The following is a 17,936-nucleotide window of genomic DNA, read 5'->3' as shown; positions in this document are numbered from 1 at the left end:
GCCCGCGAGTACCGGTCCGCGATCCGGTCTTCTTGGCCGGAAAGCTTCGTACCGCGGCAGCGGAGCCCGGCGTTCCTGGGGTCTACCAGCATCTTGACGTATGGGACGTACGAGCGCCTTGGATGTCGGCTTCGGCTGGGCATGGCACATGCTTCAAGGGCAGAACACCGTCGCGCTCACACCGCTCCAGGTACAGGTCGAACGCTTGCCGATACAGGGCCTGAGCCTTGTGCCGCGCGTCTCTCCTGCCAGGCCTCAATGCCTCGATGCGTTTGAACAGATCGTTGGCAGCAGCCTTGGAGGGGGAGTCTTCCACTGTGCCCACCAGGTTCAAGAGGCCGTCGCGCAATGACTCCAGATCGCCCGGCATGTGCGCGGCCAGAGAGTCGAGGGCGCTGCGCCTAGCCAAGGCCATGGCGTTCTTGCTTGGGGAGCGTTCCTCCACGCCGTCCTCCAAAGTGGGGTAGAAGATGCATGGAGCCTCGCCTTTCGTACGTTGGAAGCTCGCCCGCACGGTCATCGACGCCATGCTGTGCAAAGCCTCGTCGTACAGGTCCCTCAGGTCCCCCGGCGACCTGCCGCTTGCGAACTCATGCAGCGCCTTCAACCTGGCCTGCAGGCGCTGGCTCCAGTTATTCGGTCGGAGCGCCGCATAGGCGTCGATCGTGTCTCGCATGTCGCGGATCTTGTCGCGAAGCCCCTGGATATCCGTAGGCGGCTCCTCCCGGCAGAGCGCGCGGCAGCGTTCGAGGTAGTCGGCGCGGTTTGACACGGTCGGTCGCCCCTGAAGACGCTCCACCTCTTCCGATTCAGCGCATGAACCGGCCATGGCCGAAAAGCAACCGGTGATCAACGAAGGCAATGGCATGACGGACTCCTTAAAAAAACGAAGGCTCCGAAGTGCAGAACGCCGTGGCGCAGTTCCGGTCTTCGTCGGGAACCGCTCCGACAGCGGGCTGAAGTTGTCAGCCCGACTGGACGCCTCGGTCGACCTCATATACTGTATGCAACAACAGTATTTGATTGACTTGCCATGTCGTCCCCATCCCTGTCTCACGGGGAGGCCCGTCCGTCTCCGCCTCACGGCAGGGAGGGCCCACCTCCCCTCCCACCCGCCGTGGCCGAGGCCCTGTGGCGCGGCGACGCGCTGGGCCGCAGCACGGACACCGTCTGGCCCAGCGGCTTCGACGCGCTGGACGCCGAGCTCCCCGGCGGCGGCTGGCCCGGCCGCCAGTTGACCGAAGTCCTGCTTCCCCAGTTCTCGCTGGCCGAATGGCGGCTGACGGGCCCCTCGCTGCGCCGCGTCGTCGCGGACGGCGCGGCGGTGACCATGATCGGCCCGCCCAAACGCCCTCACCTGCCGGGGCTGATGCAGCTCGGGCTGGACGAACGCCATCTGGTCTGGATCGACGCGCGCGCCCCGTCGGAGCGGCTCTGGTGCGCCGAGCAATTGATCCGGTCCAACGCCGCCGGCGCGGTGCTGGCCTGGATGCCGCAGGCCGCGCCCGAGCAGTTGCGCCGGCTGCAGGTGCTGGCGCAGTCCTTCGAGGGCCCCGTCTTCCTGTTCCGGCCGCTGTCCGCGCGCCACGATCCCTCGCCGGCGCCGCTGCGGCTGCTGGCGACGATAAACGTCGACTGGGCGCTGGATGTCCAGATCCTCAAGCGCAAGGGCCCCGCCCACGACACGCCGCTGCGGCTGGCGTCCATCCCCGGCGGGCTGGAGCGCGTGCTGACGCCGCGCGTGATGCGGCCCAGCGAGATGCGGCCGGTCGCGCCGCCCGTGCCGATGGCGCCGGTCTCTGCACAGCCCCTGTCCGGCACCTTGTCCGATTCCCCGCGCGCGCCCACGCCGCTCGCGCTGTTCCCGGAGCTGACCGATGTTGTGGGTCGCGCTGATCCTGCCGCCTCGACCGCCGGCGCCGGCCGCTGAGCCGGCCGCGCCGCCGGACCATCCCTGGGGGGTCTGTCCGGAAGCGCAGGCGGGGCTGGCCGTGTGGTGCCTGCAGTTCACGCCGCGCGTGGCGCTGATGGAGGATGCCGTCGTCATGGAGGTCGAGGCCAGTCTGCGGCTGTTCCGCGGCCGCGCCGCGCTGCAGGCCCGCATCGCCGACGAGGCGCCCGATCTGGGCGTCGTCAGGATCGGTTGGGCGCCCACCGCCACCGCCGCACTGGTGCTGGCGCGTTGCGGCGTGCCCGACCTCGGCGGCCGCTTGCTGCAAGCGGTGCTGGATCCGCTGGCGCTGGTGGCGCTCAGCGCCGCCGGCCCGCATGCCGAGGCGCTCAGCCGCGCCGGCATCAATACGCTGGGGCAACTGCGAGCGCTGCCGCGCGGCGGCATCGGGCGGCGCTTCGGCGCGGCCCTGCTGACGATGCTGGATCAGGCCTACGGCCTGCGGCCCGAGGCGCATCGCTGGGAACTGCTGCCCGAGGACTTCCACGCCCGCATCGAACTGCCCAGCCGCGAGGACCATGCGCCCGCGCTGCTGCAGGGCGCGCGACCGCTGCTGATGCGGCTGTGCGGCTGGCTGGCCGCGCGCCATGCCGGCGCCACCGGCGTGACGCTGCACTGGGTGCACGATTCGATGCGCGCCAAGGAAGCGGGCGACGGCGGCGCGCTGACCATCCGCACCGCCGAGCCCATCCGCGAGCTCGAGCACTTCAACCGCCTGATGGCCGAGCATCTGGCCAAGACCCGGCTGCTGGCGCCGGTCGGCGAGCTGCGGCTGGAGGCCGTCGGCGTGCAGGCGCTGACCGAGGAGAGCGCCTCGCTGCTGCCCGACGCAGTGCGCACCGGCGAGACGCTCTATCTGACGCTCGAACGCATCGCCGCGCGGCTGGGTCCGGAGCGGGTGCTGCAGCCGACGCCCGGTGACGATCACCGGCTGGAATGGATGACGCGCTGGCAACCCGCCGCCCTCGACGGCCGGCGCCCGCCCCGCCGCCGCGGCTCGACGCGCCCCGCGCCGGCCATGCCCGAGCCTGCGTTCCTGCTGGAGCCGCCGCTGCGGCTGGCACTGCGGGATCACCGGCCGCATTACCAGGGGCCGCTGACGCTGTTGATCGGACCGGACCGCGTGGAGGGCGGCTGGTGGGACCGGCTGCCGCGGCGCGCGTCGGACGAGGCGTCCGTCGCGCCGGCCGCAACGGCGGCACCGACGACCGCAGCCGCCGCGCCGCTCTTCACCGCGATCGAACCCGCCACCGATGCGGCCGCGCTCGAGCGCGGCCATCGCAACGTCGTGCGCGATTACTGGATCGCGGTCAATGACAACGCCGGCGTCGTCGCCGTCTTTCAGCAGCCGCTGGAGAACAACGGCAGCGCCTGGTTCCTGCACGGCGTCTATGCCTGAGCGCGCGCGATGACCGATCTGCCCGCCTATGCCGAGCTGCGCTGCCTGAGCAACTTCAGCTTCCTCAAGGGCGCGAGCTGGCCTGAGGAACTGGTCGAGCGCGCCAAGCAGCTGGGCTACGAGGCGCTCGCCGTCACCGACGAATGCTCGATGGCCGGCATGGTGCGCGCGCACGTGGCCGCCAAGCAGCACGGACTGAAGCTGCTCGTCGGCAGCCAACTGCGCATCGACGCGCGCGGCGATGCCGATCCGGATCAGGAGGCCGCGTTCACGCTGGTCGTGCTGGCCTGCAACCTCAATGCTTATGGGAACCTGTGCCAGCTCATCTCGCGGCTGCGGCGCTCGTCGGAGAAAGGGACCTATCGCTGCACGCTCGACGACATCGGCCCGCAGACGCTGGACGACTGCATCGTCATCGCCTGCCCGGACCGGCTGGCGACGGCGGCGCAGTTGCTGTCGATGTCGCGCTGGCTGCTGACGCGCTTCACCGGCCGCTGCTGGCTGGGCATCGACCAGCCGCAACATGCCGACGACGAGATCCGCCTGCTGCGCCTGCGCGAGGCCGGCGCACAGACCGCCATCCCGCTGGTGGCCGTGGGCGACGCGACCATGCACAAGCGCAGCCGCAAGCCGCTGCAGGACGTGCTGACCGCGACGCGGCTGGGCAAGCCGCTGAGCGAATGCGGTCAAGCCCTGGACCGCAACGCCGAGCGCCATCTGCGCGCGCGCGGCCGGCTCGCGCTGGCCTTCCCCGCCGAGCTGCTGGCCGAGACGCTGCGCGTGGCCGGACGCTGCGACTTCAGCCTCGACGAGCTGCGCTATCACTATCCGTCCGAGGTCGTGCCGAGCGGCGAGACACCCGCCAGCCATCTGCGCCGCCTGACCTACGCAGGAGCGGGCCGGCGTTGGCCGCAGGGCATTCCGGCCGCGGTCGGCGAACAGATCGAACGCGAACTCGCGCTGATCGAGGAGCTGCGCTACGAGCATTACTTCCTCACCGTCGCCGACATCGTCCACTTCGCGCGCTCGCAGGGCATCCTGTGCCAGGGCCGCGGCAGCGCGGCCAATTCGATCGTCTGCTTCTGCACCGGCGTCACCGAGGTCGATCCGGCGCGGATGCAGGTCCTCTTCGAGCGCTTCATCAGCAAGGAGCGCAACGAGCCGCCCGACATCGACATCGACTTCGAGCACGAACGGCGCGAGGAGGTCATCCAGTACCTGTACACGAAGTACACCCGCGAGCGCGCGGCGCTGGCGGCGGTCGTGATCTCGTATCGGGTCAAGAGCGCGCTGCGCGACGTCGGCAAGGCCTTGGGCTTCGAGCTGGAGACGCTGGATCGGCTCACCAGCAACCACCAGTGGTGGGACGGCCAGACCATCGACGCGGAACGGCTGCGCGAGTCCGGCCTGGACGCGAACGACCTGGCGGTGCAGCAGCTGGTCGAGATCACCGCGCAGCTGCTCGGCTTCCCGCGCCATCTGTCGCAGCATCCGGGCGGCTTCGTGCTGACGCAGGGACCGCTGACGCGCATGGTGCCGGTGGAGAACGCCTCCATGCCCGACCGCACGGTGATCGAGTGGGACAAGGACGACCTCGACGCCGTGGGGCTGCTCAAGGTCGACGTGCTGGGGCTGGGCATGCTGACGGCGATTCGCAAGACGCTGGACTTCGCCAGCAAGCGCCAGCGCGCGCCCTTCGAGGTCAAGGACATTCCCGACGGGGACACGGAGACCTACGACATGATCCAGCGCGCCGAGACCATCGGCGTGTTCCAGATCGAGAGCCGGGCCCAGCGCAGCATGCTGCCGCGGCTGCGGCCCGAGACCTTCTACGACCTGGTCATCGAGGTCGCGATCGTACGGCCCGGTCCGATCCAGGGCGGCATGGTCCACCCCTATCTGCAGCGGCGCGAGATGCGACGGCGGGGCGAGCCCATCGTCTACGAGAAAGGGCTGGAGAAGGTGCTCGATCGCACGCTGGGCATTCCGGTGTTCCAGGAGCAGGTGATGCAGATCGCGATGATCGCGGCCGGGTTCACGGGCGGAGAGGCGGACGACCTGCGGCGCTCGATGGCTGCCTGGCGCCGCAAGGGCGGCATCGAGAAGTACTACGCCAAGATCGTCGACGGCATGACCACGCGCGGCTATGAGCGCGCCTTCGCCGAGGCGATCTTCGAGCAGATCAAGGGCTTCTCCGAGTACGGTTTCCCGGAGTCGCACGCGGCCTCGTTCGCGCTGCTGGTCTACACGAGCAGCTGGCTCAAGCGGCATCGGCCGGCGGAGTTTCTGGCGGGCTTGCTGAACGCGCAGCCGCTGGGGTTCTATTCGCCCAGCCAGCTGGTGCAGGACGCCAAGCGCAACGACGTCGAGGTGCTGCCGCCGGACGTCATGCACAGCGACTGGGACTGCACCTTGGAGCGTGCGGACGGCCGGGTGATCCGGCCGACGCGGCGCGGCGCGGCCGCCGGCGCGCTCGACGCGCCGCAGCTGGACGAGGACGGCATCGCGCAGGATGAAGAGGGCGATCCGTATCTGGAGTCCGACGAGGCCCTGGCGATCGACGCGGGGCCGGTGGCGGTGCGACTGGGGCTGCGATTGGTGAAGGGGCTGCAGGAGTCCTCGGCGGCGAGGATCTGCCGCGAGCGCCGCCGCATGCCTTTCGCGGATGCCGAGGATCTGGCGCGCCGCACGGGGCTGAACCAGCAGCAGATGACGATGCTGGCCGCGGGCGATGCGCTGGCCAGCATCAGCGGTCATCGGCGTCAGCAGATGTGGGACGCGGCCGCGCAGCATGCGCCGCCGCCGCTGCTGGCGACCGCCCCGGTGCAGGAGGACTTCCTGGAGCTGCCGACCGCGCCGGAGGGCGAGGAGATCGTCTTCGATTACGCCTCGCTGGGCCTGACGCTGCGGCGCCATCCGCTGGCGCTGCTGCGGCCGCTGCTGCGCGAGCGCGGCTGGATGAGCGCGAGCGAACTCCATGAAGCGCCCAACGGACGCGCGGTGCGCGGCTGCGGCATCGTGACCGTCAAGCAGCAGCCGGCGACGGCCAAGGGGACGATCTTCATCTCGCTGGAGGACGAGACGGGCGACATCCAGGTCATCGTCCACCGCGATCTCTGGGCCAAGCAGCGTCAGGTCATGCTGCACGCGCGGCTGATGGGCGTGCGGGGGCGGTGGCAGCGCAGCGGCGCGGTCCGCAACCTCGTGGCGGGACACCTCGAGGACCTGACGCCGATGCTGGGGCGATTGAGGACGGAGAGCAGGGATTTTCATTAGGCCCCAGCCTCTTCCTGGACGCCCACATGGTGAGGCGAAGCCGCGCGCTCTCCCAATGCAACGAGCTTCCTGAGCGCAGCCTTGTCGAAGGTCATGAAGACCTCACCACCGGATGAGCGGCCCTCGCAGGCAATGGCCCCGTCCGCAAAGTCTCCACCAAGATCCAGGATAGCCAAACCGGCATCCACCGCCGACCGGTTGACCCTGACACGCGGCTTTGCAACCACGGCACGGATCGCTCGGGCAATCTCGCGGGATTCGTACTTGTACGAACGCCCGAGCACCCAAGCGAACTCGCACAGGCAAGACAACGGCACGATGACCAACTCTGCCGAGCCCAACAAGTGGACTGCGGAACGCGCCTGTTGCAGATCGTCCATGACAGCGATCCTCACCAGCACATTCGTGTCCACGGTGACTTTCATTTTTCCCCCGCCCATCCTTGGGAGATCGCTTCATTCATCTCTTCGATGGAGACCGTTCCCTGGCGACCACGCGGAACGCCGGCAAGGATGCCGAGCAGGTCCCGTATGTCGCCGGTACGGGCGCCACGCAGAACGCAACATCCGTTCGCCAGCAGGTCCACTTCAATGCTGCCGCCCGGCTTCACCTTGAGGTGATCCAGCACCATGCGCTCCAGCTTCACCGTCCGCCTCTGCGACACCGTCATCGGCGACAAGTCGATCATCACGACGCTCATGTCTTGGACTCCTTCCACATCGAGTTGAGGCGAGAAAGACTAGCCCGCTCCAGCGTCGCGAAACTGCCCATCCCTCTGATCCCCGTCAAAGGTCGGAAAGAGAATCCGCCTCCCTCCATCGGAGGGCCCCCTCATGTAGGCCAGGTCTGACGCCAATCTGCTCCATCCGGGGGGTGCACACGCACGGCCCGATCGGGAAAGATGGCTTCAACTCTCCCTCTTGCGCCCCGCCCCGTCCTCGCGACGGGCTCGGCCCCGACGCCGATGAAGAAGTTCACCGCCCTCCCCGATGCCGTGCCCGATCCGGTCCGCGCGGCCGCCGCGTTCATCCCGTCTCCGTCGTGGGCGCTGCTTGGCATCGAGCCGCTGCGCGCGGCGATGGAATACGCCAGCTGCCGTCTGATGGACCGCAGCGGACACCCGCCCGGCGACGGACATCCCGTCGTCGTCTTCCCCGGACTGGCCGCCGACGCCCAATCGGTCGCGCCTCTGGTCGGCTTCTGCCACGGTCTTGGCTATGCGGCGCGCGATTGGGGTCGCGGCGTCAACACCGGTCCCATCGGCGACATCGACCTCTGGCTCGATGCGCTGGCGGCCGACATCGAGGTGCTGGTCGGGGACGCGCATCAACCCGTGTCGCTGATCGGCTGGAGCCTGGGCGGGATCTATGCGCGCGAAGTGGCCAAGCGCATCGCGCTGCCGGTACGTCAGGTGGTGACCATCGGGACGCCGATCACCGGCGAGGCCGCGCAGACCAACGTGAGCCTGCTCTATCGCTGGGTCAACGGCGCGCTGCCGGTGCTCGAGGAAGCGTTCAAGGCGCGCCTCATCGCGGCGCCGCCTGTGCCGACGACCTCGATCTACAGCCGCAGCGACGGCGTCGTCGCCTGGCAGGCCTGCCTGCAGCCCGAGGACCATCCGATGATCGAGAACGTCGAGGTCGACGGCAGCCATTGCGGCCTGTGCTGGAACCCGGCCGTCCTGCGCGTGGTCGCGGACCGGCTGGCGAATCGGCCGGGGGCGTGGAGCCCCTACGGCGCGACGCGCGAGGCGATCGACAACCAGTGACAGGGAGGGGGGCCACGTGCCCTCCCCTGCCGATCTGACAGCGGAAACGACGCGGCGAGACGCCCCACGACGTCTCGCCGCTTCTTCATGTCGCCCTCAGCGCAGGAAGGCGATGAGGATGATGATCGGGATGGGCACGCCCAACAGATAGAGCAGCACGGATCTCATGGAAGTTCTCCTTCGAAAGTGAGGTCGGTTGGCGCGACGCGCCTCATTCGATGCGGTCCCGCTGACGACCGCCGACGGTGGCCAGCAGGCTCGCGGTGAACGCGCCGATCAGCAACGCGACGAACATCCACAGCGCCGTCTGCAAGGCCGTCTTGCGCGCGGTGTCGGCGGCATCGCGCGCGCGGACCTCGATGGCCTGCGCTTCGGCGCGGGCGCGCTGCAAGGTCTCGGCGACGCGGCGCTCGGCCTCGGACTGCGTCAGCCCGGTGCGCTGCGCCACGAGCTGCGACGCATAGCGCGTGTCCTCCGGCGACAGCACGCCACCGTCGCGCAGCGCGCGCAGCAGCAAGCGATTCAGCGCGGACGACGAGTTGGCGTCGGCATGGACCATCGACGCATCCGGCCAAGCGCGCAGCGTCGCGGCGTTCGCGGCGCCGGTGGTTGCGACACCTCCGGTTCCTGCGTTGGCGGGGGTGGTCGCTCCCGGTCCCGTCGCCACAGGTCGCAACAGCGTATCCACGTAATAGCCCAGCGCATCGCCGCTCAAGGACTCCGCACCCGAGCGAGCGCCCGCGCTGCCTTCGTGCGCGGCACCGGCCGTCGCACCGCCGGCACCGGCACCCGCCGCGGCGGCGACCGTCGCCGTTCCCGCCGCGGAAGCCCCTGCCGCCAAGCCCTGCACGCCGATGCCCAACACCGCGCTCACCGAGGCCGTCAGCACCGCCGCGGTGAACAGCGTCGCCACCGCCCAGGACAGCAGGCCATGGGCGGTGTCGCGGAAGTGGACCTCGTCGACATCGGTATCGCGCCATCGCACCCGCAATCGGCCAGCCAGATAGCCGCCCAGCCCGGACGCCGCGATCTGCGTCAGCGCCAGCCAGACGATGCCGGACACGCCCAGCGCTTTCGCGCCCGCACCATCGCCGGCCCAGGGCGACACCGCCGACAAGCCCAGGCCCGCGCCCAGCAGCAACAGGATCAAGGACAGGGCCGCCGCCGCCGCCGCGCCGGCCAGCACGGCCGCCCACGACACGGCCGAGGCCGACGATCCGCGGATCGCGCCGTCGACCTGGTCCTCCGGATACCACGCTTCATTCGCCACCATGACAGCCCCTCGAGTTGTGATGAACCGTTTCGGCAAATCGCGGGCCCGCCTCCCTGAGCAGGCTGCAGGGGAACGTGGCCATCACGCGGCTGACCTGCCAACGGGGGACAGCGCGCGGGCCGCGGGCGCACAATCGCGGCCATGCCCGCCGCCTTCCTCTACCTCAAGCTCCCCACCCACGCGCTGCCCGCGGACCACGGGCTGGAGGACCGCATCGACAACGCGCTGCGGGAGGCGGGCGCGGGCTCGGTGCTGGGTTGGGGCGAGTCCCTGGGCGACGCACCGCCCGGACGCATGCGTCCGCTGGCCTTTCTGCGCGTGGACATCGAGTCCGACCAGCTCGATGCCGCACGCCGCGTGCTGCACGCCGTGCTGCCGACGCTGGGCGTGCCCGAGGGGACCGAGCTCCACTACACGCGCGCTCAGCGCGCGCTGCAGGACCAGTGGCGCGCCGGTGTCTGGGCGGACGGCCTCGACGGCGCGCCGACCATGCGACGCCCGGTCTGATCGCGCGCAAGGCCACGCGGCGCAGCCCCATAACTCCCCGCCGTAACACGCCGCCGTAACGCCCGTTACGCGCCCTGCGTCACACGCCCGCCGCCAGCCCCGCAGAATCCACTGCCGATGACCGCCGCCACCCCGCTCCACCGCATCCAGTTGCTGCCCTCGGGGCTGCGCATTGACGGCCTGCCCGAGCTGCGCAGCCGCCTGCTGCCCAAGCTGCTCGCCGCGCTGCTGCAGGCGCACGAGCAAGGCCTGGCACGCGTCGACAGCCCCTGCACCCGCGCCGAGCTGTGCGAGCGCATCGCCGGCATGGCGGAGCTCCATCGCACCCAGGTCTGGCGCGCGCTGGCCTTGCTGGAGGAAGGCCCGCTGGCTGCGCTGATCGACGCCAGCGCCCGCAGCAGCGGCCCGTTCTGGCTGAACGCCGCCCTGCTGGCCGCCTGCCGCTTCGAGATCGACGACGCACCCGCCGAGGGCGCGGCGCTCGCCGCTTGGCTGGGCCAGCAACGTCCGGTGCGCGCGCCCGCCGCCGTGCCTCTGCTGCCGCTGGGCTATGCCGAGGCGCTGGCCCGCGCCGATTTCCAGCTCGATCGCGGCGAGCTTTATCCGGCGCGACTCGCGGTGCAGCAGGCGCAGGCGCATCTGCCGGAAGGCGATGCAGCGGCAGCGGCGGCGCTCGGCTTGCGGCGTGCCCGCATCGCGCGCCGGCTGGGCGACTGGGCCGCGCTTCAAGACGAATTGCGCGAGCTCGGCCATGCGCTGAACAACGCCCGTCTGCCCCGTGCCGAGCGCCGGCAGCTGCGCGCCCGCGTGGCCATCCTCGCGGCCTGGCATTGGTATGGGAGCCTGGGCCAGCCGGCCGCGGCGCTGGACAAGCTCGAGGAAGTCGATCCGGACGTGCTGGCCGCCGATCCCATGCTGCGCTGCGATCACGGCAATCTGCGCGGCATCGTGCTGCGCGAGCTGGCGGTGGCGCGCGGCGACGCGGCGCTGGCCGCGCAGGCGATCGCCAGCCTGGGCGACGCGCTGCGCAGCGCCTCGCTGAGCGGTCTGCCCGATGCGCTGCAGGTCTGCGCGGCCAACCTCGCCCACACCTTGGGACAGCTGGTCGAAGCCGGTCTGCTGGCCGAGGGCGGCCCCGGTCCTTCCGACGCGCTGCGCTGGCTGCTGCTCAGCGACGCGATGTGCGCGCGCTGGCAGCTGGGTCGCAGCTCGCTGCTCAACACCATCTTCCTGCTGCGCCTGGCGGCCTTCGCGCGGATGGACTTCAAGGCCTTGCAGCGTTTGGCCAGCGCCGAAGGCCTGCCGCTGCCGGCCTCGTCCTATGGGGAGCTCGCCCAGCAGCGCTGGACCGCATGCCGGGCTCGGCATTCGCAGATCCCGCCCGATCAGCGCTGCGCCTTTCTGCTGCTGTGGGCACGGCATGCGCTCGACGAGGGCGACGCCTTCAGCGCCACGGACCTCGTGCGCCAAGCGCGCCTGCATGCGCGCAAGCTGCGCGACGAGCAGGCACGACGCCGCTATCTGGCCGACGCGGAGGCATTGATGCCGGCCTCGCGCCGCGCCTGATCGCGCCGGGTCGCGCCGGCGCCCACCGGCCAGCGCGCGACCGCGGCGGACCGCAGGGCGCGCCGTCCTCAGCCCGGCGCCTTCGCCGTGATGACGACCGCGTCCGCCGAGTAATCCGCCGGGCCGTGATAGACCGCCTCGATGTTGTTGCCGTCGGGGTCCAGTGCGAAGGCGGCGTAGTAGCCGGGGTGGTACGAGCGCTCGCCCGGCGATCCGTTGTCCAGCCCACCGGCGGCCAGCACCGCCGCATGGAAGGCGTCCACCTGCGCGCGATCCTTCGCCGCGAAGGCCAGATGCACATGCGAGCCCGGTCCGCCCGACTGACCGCCCGCCCGGTCGATCCAGAGCTCGTCGGCCGCGAAATGATCCTGGTCCTCCTGAATGGCGTCGGCGCGACCGAGCGCCTGCAACGCCGCGCGGTAGAACTGGCGCGAGGCCTCAAGATCGGCGGCGCGCAGATGGACGTGGTCGATCAGGCGGCCGCGATGGAAAGTCATGCTCATGGCGTTCTCCTCGTGCGTGGAGCGACTTTCCCCGGCAGGCGGGATGCCCGCTCCGCGCCCTCGCCATGCGCGGCCGCAGGGCGCGCGGCCCGGGTCATGGACGATACTCGCGGATCGCCGTCCCTCAGGGAACGGCACCGATCAACCCAGTTCCCGATGGATGCCACGATGAGCTCTCGTTTCACCGCCCCGGCCCTGCGTTCCTTCTCGATCGCGGCGATCGCGCGCGCCGCGCTGCCGACCGCGCTGCTGCTGTGCGCCGGACTGGCGCAGGCGCAGGTCGTCGTGACCGGCCAATGGGTCCGCCCCACCGTCGCGCAGCAATCGGCCACCGGCGCCTTCATGCAGATCAAGTCGCCGACGGCAGTGAAGCTGGTGTCGGTCAGCACGCCGGCCGCCGAGATCGCCGAGGTCCACGAGATGTCCATGGAGGGCTCGGTGATGCGCATGCGCCCCGTGGCGGCGCTGGACATCCCGGCCGGCAAGCCGGTCGAGCTCAAGCCCGGCAGCTATCACCTGATGCTGATGAAGCTCAAGGCGCCGATCAAGGACGGCGAGAACGTGCCGCTGACGCTGGTCTTCGAGGACCCGGGCAAGGCGCGCATGACGGTGCAGGTCGTCGCGCCCGCGCGCGCGCAGTCGCCGGCCGGCGAGGCACCCAAGGACCCGCACGCCGGCCACGGCGACCATAAGCACTGATCGCGCCGATCAAGCCCTCGGGCGTTCAAGCGCTCAGGTGCTCACACGCTCAGCCCGCTCCGACGCGACGGCGAGGGCCTGAGCCCCTGCGCCAGATGGTCGACCAGCGCCTTCACCCGCAGCGGCAGGAAGCGATGGCTGGGCATCAAGGCATGCAGCGGCATCGGCCGCCCGACCCACTCGGGCATGACCTCGACCAACGCGCCGCTGGCCAAGCTGTCACGGATGTCCAGTTCGCTCTTGTAGGTCAGCCCGCGCCCCTCCAGTGCCCATTGATGCGCGATGCCGCCGTCATCGGCGCAGCGCCGCCCCTGCACCGTGACGTCGATGGGCATCACCGGCGGCGAGTCGCGGCGCCAGAAGCGCCAATCGCGCTCCAGCCGCTCGCCGATCTTGAAGCGAATGCACTCGAAGCGCGTCAGCTCCGAGGGGTGCGCCGGCCGGCCATGGCGCTTCAGGAACTCCGGTGAGGCCACCAGCAGCCGGCGCCCGTCGTAGAGCTTGCGCGCCACCAGCCGCGAATCGGCCAGCTCGCCATAGCGCAGTGCCAGATCGACCTCGTCCCGCACCACGTCCTGCAGCGCGTCGCCGACGCTGAGCTGCAGGTCCACGCCAGGGTGCTGGTCCAGAAAGTCATCCAGCAACGGCAACACGATGCGCCGCGTCAGGTCACTGGAGGCGCTCAGCCGGATGCGGCCCCGCAGCGCCGCCGACCGGCCGCCCTTGGCCCCGTCCGGCTCCAGCCCTTCGGTGATCTGCGCCAGGCCCTCGTCCAGCAGCTCCAGCGCGCGCTGGGCGTACTCGCGCAGGCGCTCGCCGGCGGGCGTCAGGCGCAGCGCGCGGGTGCTGCGCTCGGCCAGCCGCACCCCCAATCGGGCCTCCACTTTCTTGAGCATCGCGCTGGCGGCGGCGGGGGTGATGCCCATCTCGCGCGAGGCCGCCGTGAGGCTGCCGCCCCGCGCGCATTCGATCAGCAGGCGCAGTTCGGAGGTGTTTTCGATGTCCATGGCCAGATATTCAATCCAGATTTGAAACTTAAAGCGATTTTGCTCTCTTTGTTGATGACTAAAGAGCGCGCAACATGACCGCCATCGTCGCGGCTGCGCCCGTGGCGCAGCCTCCCCGAATTGACAGTCCCCCTCTGCTGGAGCCCCCCATGAAAGCCATCGGCTACTTCAAATCCTTGCCCATCACCGACACCGAATCGCTGATCGACCTCGAGCTGCCCGTCCCCGCGCCGGGCGTGAAGGACCTGCTGGTCGAGATCAGCGCCGTCGCGGTGAATCCGGTCGACACCAAGATCCGCATGCGCCGCGCCAGCGCCGACGGCAGCACGCCGGTGATCCTGGGCTGGGACGCGGTCGGCACCGTGCGCGCGATCGGGCCCGAGGTGCAGGGTTTCGCCGTCGGCGATCGGGTCTGGTACGCGGGCGACATCACCCGCCCGGGCAGCAACGCGCAGTTCCAATGTGTGGACCACCGCATCGCCGCCAAGGCGCCCACGACGCTGAGCGACGCCGAAGCCGCCGCGCTCCCCCTGACCGCCATCACCGCCTGGGAACTGCTGTTCGACCGCCTGCAGGTGCAGCAGCAGCCCGAGCGTCCGGTCAGCCTGCTGGTCACCGGCGCGGCGGGCGGCGTGGGCTCCATCCTGGTCCAGTTGGCGCGCCGCCATGAGCATCTGACGGTGATCGGCACCAGCTCCGAGCCCGACGGCGAGGGCGGCAAATGGCTGCGCGGCCTGGGCGCGCATCACGTGATCAACCACCGTGAGCCGCTGGCGCCGCAGATCGCCGCCCTGCAGAAGGACGGCGTGGCGCCGCTGCGTTACGTGACCAGCCTGACCCACACGCCGCAGCACTTCGCCGACTTCGTCGCCGCACTGGAACCGCAGGGCCGGCTGGCGATGATCGACGACTTCGGCCCTGCCGATCTGGATGTGATGGCGCTCAAGGGCAAGTCGCTGTCGCTGCACTGGGAGCTGATGTTCACCCGCAGCATGCATGCGACGCACGACATCGCCGCCCAGGGCCGCCTGCTGGCCGAGGTCGCCGCGCTGGTCGACGCCGGCCGCATCCGCACCACGCTGGCCGAGGTGGTCGGCAAGATCGACGCTGCCTCGCTCAAGCGCGCCCACGCACTGCAGGAAAGCCAGCGCCAACGCGGCAAGCTGGTCCTGCAAGGCTTCTGACCAGCCCGTCCGGGCGCCCGGGAGCTCCGGCTCCTGCTGGCGCCCTCGTCCGAGCGTGACGCTTTACCGCCCCGGCCCGCCCGGGGCGTTCTCATGGCGTGAAGCTCGGGAAAACCACGGTGCGCGCGCGGCTCGCACAAGCGATACCTCCGGCCTCGACCGAAGAACAGCCCCCGCGAGGGGCCCCATCCGAGGGGGATCGCCATGACCGTCACGCCCACCCGCCCGACCACGGCGGCACGCGCGCCCGTGCCCGCGTCCACACGACGCGGCCTGCTGCAGAACCTGAGCGCCTGGACCGCCACCCTGCTGCTGGGCCTGACCGGCAGCGCCGGCGCCGCCACGATCGGCGTCATCCTGCCCGCCAGCTATCCGAGCGCCGAGCAGGGCGAGCAATTGCAGCTCGGCATGACGCTGGCGCTCAAGACCTGGCCCGGCGGCGCGGTGCCCCAGCTCATCGTCAAGGACAGCGGTTGCGACGCCCGCAAGGCCGAGGCCATCAGCAAGGAACTGATCCAGGCCAAGGTCGACGTGGTGCTGGGCAACTGGTGCGAGATCAACGGCGGCGCCGACGCGCTGAGGGCGGCGGGCATCCCCTTCATCTCCAGCAATGCGGAGCGGGTCAAGGACCAGGACCTGCAATTGCAGCTGGGCCGCATCGAGCTCAACGCCGCCGACAGGATCGCCGCCGGCCTGCGCCGCGACACCGGGCTGCGCATCAGCGCGCGGACCTCGTGCTGGATGGATTTCGACGCCACGCTGTCGGAGCGCGTCGACGCGGTGCTGTGCCCGGTGCTGACCGTGGATCGCAGCCGCTGGGACCAGGTCGCCAACACCTACGGCGCGGCCTTCCGCAAACCCTTCACCACCTCCTCGGCGCGCGGCTATGCGGCGATGGAGATCGCGCTGAACTACCTGCGGCGCGCCAAGGCCGCCAAGCCGGCCGCCGCGCTCAAGGACGTGCAGGCGATGCCGACGCTGCTCGGCCCGGTGCCGGCCGGCGACGGCGCGGCGCCGGTCAACGCGCTGCAGCTGGTCTTCGCGTCGCACCTGCCCAAGCTCAACCCGCAGCAGAGGCAGACGCTGGACAAGCTGGTCAAGACCAAGGGCTGCGCCTGCCCGGGCGGCACGCTGCGCAACGGCTGTCCCAAGGATTCGGGGCCCTGGGGCGAGCTGCCCTTCGTCGTGCGCGGCGGCGGGACGCCGCAGGCCTGCGCCCGCGCCATCGGGCAGCTGGATCTTTGAGACCCACGCGGGGCGGGCGCCCTATAGTCCGGGTCTCGAAGGGCGGCGACGGCATGGCGCCCGTCCGCCCCGACGACAAGGAACGCCCCATGGTGAAGAAACAGCAGAAGACGGCGCCCCGCAAGAAGGGCCGCGAGGCGGACCGCGCAACGGACAACCCGTTCGCCCAACGTGTGCGCGAGTCGGCGCAGCAGATCTGGTCGGCGGGACTGGCGGCGTTCGCGAAGGCGCAAGGCGAAGGGGGGAAGGTCCTGGACGAGCTCGCCGGCGAGACCGAGAAGCTGCGGCGGCAGGCGCGCGCCGCCGAGGTCGGCCTGCAATCCGCCGCGCATCGCATGAGCGATCTGGCCGGCGAGGTCGGCGCCCGCACCGGCCAGCATTGGGACAAGCTGGAATCGATCTTCGAGGACCGCGTCGCGCGCGCGATGTCGCGCCTGGGCATGCCGAGCTCGGACGATTTCGCGCGACTGTCGGGCCGCATCGATCTGCTGGCCGCGGCGGTCGCCGCGTTGCAGGCGCAGATCGCCGCTGCGCCCGCGGTCCCCGTGAAGCGGCCCGCAACCGCCCGGGCGAAGGCCAAGGCAGCCGGACCCTCAGCAAGCGCGGCAAAGGCAGCAAAGGCAAAGAAGACGACGACGGCGGCCACGCCCGCCGCGAAAACCGTCAAAGCCGCGAAACCGGCCGCCCGCTCCCGCAAGTCGGTCGCCTAGCGCCCGCGCGGCGCAGGGCCGTGTGAGCTTCTTCACGATTCACCGCGAGCGCCCCAGCGCACAGGGGGATGGCAGCGGGAGGTCGGTCTCGAACAATTCGTCACAGGCGCAGAACCTTCTGCGCGGGCCCCTCACCCGGGCCCTTTCGAACCACGAGCCGGAGCCTCCCCGCCATGAAACGACTGATCGCCGCCACCTTGTTCGCCGCCCCGCTGCTGGGTGCTTCGCTGCCCGCGCTGGCCGCGCCCGTCAATCTGGTGACCAACGGCGGCTTCGAGTCGACCACCGTCTCCAGCGGCACCTGGGTCATCGTCAACAGCGCCGCCGGCTGGACCGTCGGCCCGCAAGGCCTGGAGATCCGCAACAACGTGGCGGGTTCCGCGCTCAGCGGCTCCAATTTCGCGGAGCTGGACACGACCACCAACAGCTGGATCAGCCAGATCATCAACACGGTGCTGGGCACGACCTACACGCTGACCTTCAACTACGCCGCCCGTCCGGACAACCAGGGCGCCAACAGCAACGGCCTGAACTGGAGCATCGGCAACCTGAGCGGCACCGTCGGCCAGGACACCAACACCGCCTGGCAGACCTTCACCACCACCTTCATCGGCACGGGCAACGGCATGACGCTGCGCTTCGGTTCGATCGGTCGCAGCGACGGCTACGGCACCTCGCTGGACGACATCAGCATCACCGCCGCAGGCGGCGCGTCCACCGGCGCCGCGGCGATCCCGGAACCCGAGAGCGTGGCCCTGCTGATGGCCGGCTTGGGCGCGATGGGCCTGGTCCTGCGCCGCCGCAAGGCCGGTCAAGGCAAGGCCTGACCCTCGCGCGCGGGTCACCGC

General features: G+C 70.5%; 17 protein-coding genes. 11 read left to right on the top strand and 6 right to left on the bottom strand.

Annotated features, from left to right (window positions below; translation table 11 throughout):
• Nucleotides 1-82: 82 nt before the first annotated feature.
• Entirely contained in the window at nucleotides 83-868 is a 786-nt protein-coding gene (locus ABDW59_RS01715; protein WP_343627631.1) for a hypothetical protein, read from the bottom strand.
• A gap of 249 nt (nucleotides 869-1,117) precedes the next feature.
• On the opposite strand from ABDW59_RS01715, the gene imuA reads away from it, so the two are divergent.
• From imuA to ABDW59_RS01700, 3 genes are read left to right on the top strand one after another with little or no spacing between them, the layout of a single operon-like run.
• A complete protein-coding gene (imuA, locus tag ABDW59_RS01710) occupies nucleotides 1,118-1,930 on the top strand; it encodes a translesion DNA synthesis-associated protein ImuA (protein WP_343627630.1) in 813 nt (270 codons plus the stop codon).
• On the top strand, nucleotides 1,878-3,350 hold the full coding sequence (locus ABDW59_RS01705) for a DNA polymerase Y family protein (RefSeq protein ID WP_343627629.1): 1,473 nt from the start codon (nucleotides 1,878-1,880) through the stop codon (nucleotides 3,348-3,350). The genes imuA and ABDW59_RS01705 overlap by 53 nt, the downstream gene beginning before the upstream one ends.
• 9 nt (nucleotides 3,351-3,359) lie before the next feature.
• Nucleotides 3,360-6,626 carry an error-prone DNA polymerase gene (locus ABDW59_RS01700; RefSeq protein ID WP_343627628.1) on the top strand — a complete coding sequence of 1,089 codons (3,267 nt, stop codon included), beginning with the start codon at nucleotides 3,360-3,362 and terminating at the stop codon, nucleotides 6,624-6,626.
• On the opposite strand, the gene ABDW59_RS01695 is transcribed toward ABDW59_RS01700, so the two are convergent.
• Both ABDW59_RS01695 and ABDW59_RS01690 read right to left on the bottom strand, forming a co-directional pair.
• Nucleotides 6,623-7,051 (bottom strand): type II toxin-antitoxin system VapC family toxin, encoded by a 429-nt coding sequence (locus tag ABDW59_RS01695; RefSeq protein ID WP_343627627.1) that lies wholly within the window; start codon nucleotides 7,049-7,051, stop codon nucleotides 6,623-6,625. The two genes, ABDW59_RS01700 and ABDW59_RS01695, sit on opposite strands and share 4 nt — an antisense overlap.
• Nucleotides 7,048-7,326 carry an AbrB/MazE/SpoVT family DNA-binding domain-containing protein gene (locus ABDW59_RS01690; protein WP_343627626.1) on the bottom strand — a complete coding sequence of 93 codons (279 nt, stop codon included), beginning with the start codon at nucleotides 7,324-7,326 and terminating at the stop codon, nucleotides 7,048-7,050. The genes ABDW59_RS01695 and ABDW59_RS01690 overlap by 4 nt, the downstream gene beginning before the upstream one ends.
• A 264-nt stretch (nucleotides 7,327-7,590) precedes the next feature.
• Here ABDW59_RS01690 and ABDW59_RS01685 point away from each other — a divergent pair, with 264 nt between their 5' ends.
• Nucleotides 7,591-8,394, top strand: a complete 804-nt coding sequence (locus ABDW59_RS01685) for an alpha/beta hydrolase (protein WP_343627625.1) — start codon at nucleotides 7,591-7,593, stop codon at nucleotides 8,392-8,394.
• Between the two features lie 211 nt (nucleotides 8,395-8,605).
• Here ABDW59_RS01685 and ABDW59_RS01680 read toward each other — a convergent pair whose 3' ends face one another.
• Complete coding sequence (locus tag ABDW59_RS01680; protein WP_343627624.1) at nucleotides 8,606-9,667, bottom strand: hypothetical protein; 1,062 nt, start codon at nucleotides 9,665-9,667, stop codon at nucleotides 8,606-8,608.
• Nucleotides 9,668-9,808: 141 nt separating this feature from the next.
• Here ABDW59_RS01680 and ABDW59_RS01675 point away from each other — a divergent pair, with 141 nt between their 5' ends.
• Together ABDW59_RS01675 and ABDW59_RS01670 are read left to right on the top strand one after the other, a co-directional pair.
• The gene (locus ABDW59_RS01675) at nucleotides 9,809-10,174 is read left to right on the top strand and encodes a hypothetical protein (RefSeq protein WP_343627623.1); all 366 of its coding nucleotides are present in this window, start codon (nucleotides 9,809-9,811) and stop codon (nucleotides 10,172-10,174) included.
• Between the two features lie 117 nt (nucleotides 10,175-10,291).
• Nucleotides 10,292-11,740: a hypothetical protein gene (locus tag ABDW59_RS01670; RefSeq protein WP_343627622.1), complete on the top strand. Its 1,449-nt coding sequence runs from the start codon at nucleotides 10,292-10,294 to the stop codon at nucleotides 11,738-11,740.
• Nucleotides 11,741-11,808: 68 nt separating this feature from the next.
• Here the strand turns inward: ABDW59_RS01670 and ABDW59_RS01665 are convergent, their stop codons facing one another.
• Nucleotides 11,809-12,237, bottom strand: a complete 429-nt coding sequence (locus ABDW59_RS01665; protein WP_343627731.1) for a VOC family protein — start codon at nucleotides 12,235-12,237, stop codon at nucleotides 11,809-11,811.
• 174 nt (nucleotides 12,238-12,411) lie between these two features.
• On the opposite strand from ABDW59_RS01665, the gene ABDW59_RS01660 reads away from it, so the two are divergent.
• Entirely contained in the window at nucleotides 12,412-12,942 is a 531-nt protein-coding gene (locus ABDW59_RS01660) for a copper chaperone PCu(A)C (RefSeq protein WP_343627621.1), read from the top strand.
• Between the two features lie 41 nt (nucleotides 12,943-12,983).
• Here the strand turns inward: ABDW59_RS01660 and ABDW59_RS01655 are convergent, their stop codons facing one another.
• Complete coding sequence (locus ABDW59_RS01655) at nucleotides 12,984-13,949, bottom strand: LysR substrate-binding domain-containing protein (protein WP_343627620.1); 966 nt, start codon at nucleotides 13,947-13,949, stop codon at nucleotides 12,984-12,986.
• Between the two features lie 149 nt (nucleotides 13,950-14,098).
• On the opposite strand from ABDW59_RS01655, the gene ABDW59_RS01650 reads away from it, so the two are divergent.
• The 4 genes from ABDW59_RS01650 (at nucleotide 14,099) to ABDW59_RS01635 (ending at nucleotide 17,915) form a co-directional block, all read left to right on the top strand.
• A complete protein-coding gene (locus ABDW59_RS01650) occupies nucleotides 14,099-15,133 on the top strand; it encodes a zinc-binding alcohol dehydrogenase family protein (RefSeq protein ID WP_343627619.1) in 1,035 nt (344 codons plus the stop codon).
• A 204-nt stretch (nucleotides 15,134-15,337) separates the two neighbouring features.
• Nucleotides 15,338-16,378, top strand: coding sequence for a hypothetical protein (locus tag ABDW59_RS01645; RefSeq protein ID WP_343627618.1), 1,041 nt, complete (start codon nucleotides 15,338-15,340; stop codon nucleotides 16,376-16,378).
• Nucleotides 16,379-16,467: 89 nt separating this feature from the next.
• Nucleotides 16,468-17,088 (top strand): phasin family protein, encoded by a 621-nt coding sequence (locus ABDW59_RS01640; protein ID WP_343627617.1) that lies wholly within the window; start codon nucleotides 16,468-16,470, stop codon nucleotides 17,086-17,088.
• Between the two features lie 173 nt (nucleotides 17,089-17,261).
• Complete coding sequence (locus tag ABDW59_RS01635) at nucleotides 17,262-17,915, top strand: PEP-CTERM sorting domain-containing protein (RefSeq protein WP_343627616.1); 654 nt, start codon at nucleotides 17,262-17,264, stop codon at nucleotides 17,913-17,915.
• Nucleotides 17,916-17,936 lie beyond the last annotated feature (21 nt).

This window comes from Roseateles sp., assembly GCF_039595295.1.
Taxonomy (GTDB): domain Bacteria; phylum Pseudomonadota; class Gammaproteobacteria; order Burkholderiales; family Burkholderiaceae_C; genus Roseateles.
The sequence above is the reverse complement of the archived record's forward strand: the minus strand, read 5'-3'. Positions and strand labels throughout refer to the sequence as shown.